This window comes from Candidatus Desulfatibia sp., assembly GCF_036446775.1.
Classification (GTDB): domain Bacteria; phylum Desulfobacterota; class Desulfobacteria; order Desulfobacterales; family UBA11574; genus Desulfatibia_A.
In genome coordinates, this window is sequence record NZ_JAZFTO010000068.1 from 1 (window position 1) to 4,012 (window position 4,012).

Genomic DNA, 4,012 nt, shown 5'->3' on the forward strand with positions numbered 1-4,012 from the left:
GGGAGCAACTTACGGCCTGGCCACCAGCGGTATTGCCGGACCTGACGGCGGAAGTGCCGTCAAACCGGTTGGAACGGTTTGTATCGGCCTGGCCACAGACAGTTCTGCGGAAGCGTACCGGTTTCATTTTTCGTTTGGCAATCGGCTGATGAAAAAAAAGATCTTTGCCATAGCGGCACTTGATGTGCTGCGCCACAAACTTCAGAGTTGATAACATTTCCGCCACCAAGGCACTAAGGCACGAATGTCAGTTATCGGTTATCGGTTATCAGTTTTCCCTATTCCAAATTTTAACGTGATATGAAGATTTAGTCGTAATTTCAGATGCAACAATTTGAACATCGAACATCGAACGTTCAACGTTGAACGTCGAATGTGGAAGGCGCTCGCGCCGCGCAGGCGCTTGCGCCGCGTGTCGCTTTGTCTTTATTATAAATGGTAGAATGCATTATTCGATGTTCAACGTTCGATGTTCGATGTTCGACGTTCATCTTTTATATGCTCCCAAGGTGTGGATTCTTCATTAAAATATGTTGAATCTGAATTTACGCCAGGTCAGGAGCCTTGAATTTACCAAATTAAGTACGATTCAGTTAACTTTTATAGGGATGGGGTTTGCTATGAGTACAGATAACGGTATGAAGTCAGGGAGCAATTTGGAGAAGGTGTTAAAGGCCGGTCATTTTGCATTTACCGGTGAGTTGGGTCCGCCGCGGGGTACCACGGTTGAGGAGGTTGTCCACAAGTGCCAGTATTTGAAAGGTATGGTGGATGCGGTCAACATTACCGACAATCAGACGGCGGTGGTACGGATGGCAAGCTGGGCGGCGTGTCTGATATTGATTAAGGAGGGTTTGGAGCCTAATTTTCAGATGGTGTGCCGCGACCGCAACCGCTTGGCGATGCAGGCCGACATTTTGGGTGTCTATGCCCACGGTGTGCGTAACATGTTGTGTTTAACGGGCGATCACTGCCAGTTTGGCGATCATCCGGATGCCATGGGCGTTTTTGATATTGATTCGATGCAGCTGATCAACATGGTCAAGACGATGCGCGATGAGGGCAAGTTTCAGGCGGGCACCGAGATTAAGGATCCGCCGCGGATATTTATTGGAGCGGCGGTCAATCCGTTTGCGGATCCGTTTGATTGGCGCGTGCACCGCTTGGCCAAAAAGATCGAGGCCGGGGTCGATTTTATCCAGACGCAGTGTATTTACAACATGGATAAGTTTCGTGAGTTTATGAAGCGTGCCAATGACATGGGTTTAACGGAGAAGGCTTACATTTTAGCGGGCTTGACTCCCATGAAGAACGTTGGCATGGCCCGGTACATGCAAAAGAGAGTTCCGGGCATAGAAGTTCCGGAAGAGATGATCGACCGTTTGAAGGGCGTTGACAAGAAGAAGGCGGCTGATGAGGGCATCAAGATCGCCTGTGAGCAAATTGAAGAGTTCAAGGAGATGGAGGGTGTGCACGGCGTGCACATGATGGCGATCGAGTGGGAGCACAAAGTCCCCGAGATTGCCGAACGCGCCAAGGTGCTGCCCAGACCCGTTATGGATTAAAGCACAAAGCACACAACATTAAAAGCTTCTGGTTCCAATGAAATATTCGTATTAGCCCGCAATCCGTGACGAGCTCGTTACAACCCGGTGGTTGGTCGTCTTTCTCCGAACGTGTTTTCACAGGGCGAGTTTTTAGTTACATGTTTTTTCAGTTTTTCGCACCAGAGGGATTGAAAGGTTCGACAGCTTCCATCTAAAGCATCCAGTTTGGCGAAGCCGGCATATTCACAGCGCAAGTCACACCATTTTATCCTGTGGGTAGTAACGCCTGCATTGTCTGCCATAAGTCTATACCTGGTCGAGAATTCGTTTGGAAGATGTAACATTATGATGAATGATCTTAGCACTCTTATGGCGTACCAGATGCTTGATGCTCGATACTTGATTCTGGATGGATAGAGATTTTATTGCTTGCTGTTTATCCAGTATCCAGCGACCAGCATCCAGGATCTGTAACAAAAATTGAATCCATGTTTATAAACGTTAAAGTTATTTCCGTAAACGTCACGAGGCTTCTAATCATCAAAAATATTAAGGTCCAGCTTTCTATGTCGGATATGGTCTTGCACCCTGTTTAAAAAGTTTTCCTGGCTGATTCCGAATCGGACCTTGCCGTCCAAGGTTCTTGCGGAAAGGTTGCCGGATTCCTTTTCCTTATTGCCGATGGTCAGGATAAGTGGAATGTTGCCAAGCTGGGCATCACGAATTTTTTTGTTCAGGCTCTCGGTGCGGCGGTCTACTTCTGTGCGCAGGCCTGCGTCTTCAAGAGTCTGTTGCACCTGTCCGGCGTAAGGTACAAGATCGTCGTTGATGGCCAGTAATGCAATTTGTACCGGAGCCATCCATAAAGGAAATTTTCCGGCAAAGTGTTCCACCAGGATCCCGAAAAACCGCTCAATGGAGCCGTAAATAACCCTGTGGATCATGAACGGGCGTTGTTTTTCATTGTTCCTGTCAATATATGCAAGGTTAAAGCGTTCCGGCAGCGACATATCGAGTTGGATCGTACCGCATTGCCAGGTTCGGCTGAGGGCATCTTTGATGTGCGCATCAATCTTGGGACCATAAAAGGCGCCGTCACCTTCGTTGATTTTATAATCACGGCCGTAAGTGTCTAAGGCTGCTTTTAAACCTTGTGTGGTAGTTTCCCACTGCTCATCGGTTCCAATAGACTTTTCAGGTCGGGTTGAAAGTTCCAAATGAAACCCGAGGCCAAAGGTACTGTAAATCCGTTCCGTCAGTTTTAACACCCCCAGAATTTCATTTTCTATCTGGTCAGGCGTCATGAAAATGTGGGCATCGTCCTGATGAAAGGCTCGTACCCTGAAGAGTCCGGCCAGCACGCCGCTTAATTCGTGGCGATGTACCAGACCGATTTCTGCAGCCCGGACCGGCAGCTCCCTGTAAGAGTGGGGCCTCCTGCCGAACAGGAGCATTCCGCCGGGGCAGTTCATGGGCTTAATGGCATACTCATCCTCGTCTACCATGGCGGTGTACATATTTTCGCGATAATTTTCCCAGTGACCGCTTTTTTCCCACAGACTGCGCTGGAGCATGATCGGGGTTTTTATTTCCACATAGCCTGCTGTCCGGTGTTCAAGGCGCCAGTAATCGAGCAGGCAGTTCCAGATGCTTATCCCCTTGGCATGAAAAAACGGCATTCCGGGAGCTTCATCGTGAAAGCTGAAAAGATCGAGAGCTTGACCGATTTTGCGGTGGTTTCTCTTTTGGGCCTCTTCAATAAAGTGGAGGTATGCTTTCAATTCTTTTTTATTGAAAAAGGCCGTGCCGTAAATTCTCTGGAGCTGGGCCTTCTTCTGGTCGGCACGCCAGTAAGCGCCGGACACTTTCGTAAGCTTAAAGGCTTTGATAAGCCCGGTATGGGGGACATGCGGTCCGCGGCACAAATCCGTAAAGTCGCCGTGCTTGTATAGCGATATGGTTTCATCTTGGAGTTCCGAAATTAATTCAAGTTTATAGGGCTCGTTTTTATAAAATTTCATTGCTTCGGATTTTGAAACCTCGGTACGTTCAAAAGGCATTTTGGCTTTGATGATTTTTTTAATTTCGGCCTCGATTTTCGGAAAATCGTCTTTGGAAAGAGGCTGCATGTCGATGTCATAATAGAAGCCGTCTTCCACAACGGGACCGATAGTCAGTTTGGCATCCTGGTAAAGACGCAGCACAGCATCGGCCATAACATGCGCTGCGCTGTGGCGCATAATCTCAAGCCCTTCCGCGTCCCGGGTCGTGATCAGTCTGATTTTGGAGTCACCGGTGATTTGCGTTTTTAAATCGACAATCTTGTCGTTTAGCTCCATGGCAACGCAATCACGCGCCAGACCCTCGGAAATGCTTTTGGCTATATCCAACCCTGTTGGATTATTCTCAAAAGTCTTTATATTGCCGTCAGGAAATGTTATGTTTATCATTAGACTATCACCATT

General features: G+C 48.1%; 5 protein-coding genes. 2 read left to right on the forward strand and 3 right to left on the reverse strand.

What is annotated here, in order from left to right:
* Both V3S16_RS03020 and V3S16_RS03025 read left to right on the forward strand, forming a co-directional pair.
* The coding region (locus V3S16_RS03020; protein WP_413883196.1) for a CinA family protein at positions 1-211 on the forward strand (211 nt) is incomplete at its 5' end.
* Between the two features lie 427 nt (positions 212-638).
* Positions 639-1,565 (forward strand): methylenetetrahydrofolate reductase, encoded by a 927-nt coding sequence (locus V3S16_RS03025; RefSeq protein ID WP_413883199.1) that lies wholly within the window; start codon positions 639-641, stop codon positions 1,563-1,565.
* A gap of 77 nt (positions 1,566-1,642) precedes the next feature.
* Here the strand turns inward: V3S16_RS03025 and V3S16_RS03030 are convergent, their stop codons facing one another.
* From V3S16_RS03030 to thrS, 3 genes are read right to left on the reverse strand one after another with little or no spacing between them, the layout of a single operon-like run.
* Complete coding sequence (locus tag V3S16_RS03030) at positions 1,643-1,849, reverse strand: hypothetical protein (RefSeq protein ID WP_413883197.1); 207 nt, start codon at positions 1,847-1,849, stop codon at positions 1,643-1,645.
* A gap of 4 nt (positions 1,850-1,853) precedes the next feature.
* Complete coding sequence (locus tag V3S16_RS03035; protein WP_413883198.1) at positions 1,854-2,024, reverse strand: hypothetical protein; 171 nt, start codon at positions 2,022-2,024, stop codon at positions 1,854-1,856.
* 56 nt (positions 2,025-2,080) lie between these two features.
* A complete protein-coding gene (thrS, locus tag V3S16_RS03040; RefSeq protein ID WP_413883200.1) occupies positions 2,081-3,997 on the reverse strand; it encodes a threonine--tRNA ligase in 1,917 nt (638 codons plus the stop codon).
* Positions 3,998-4,012: the final 15 nt, after the last annotated feature.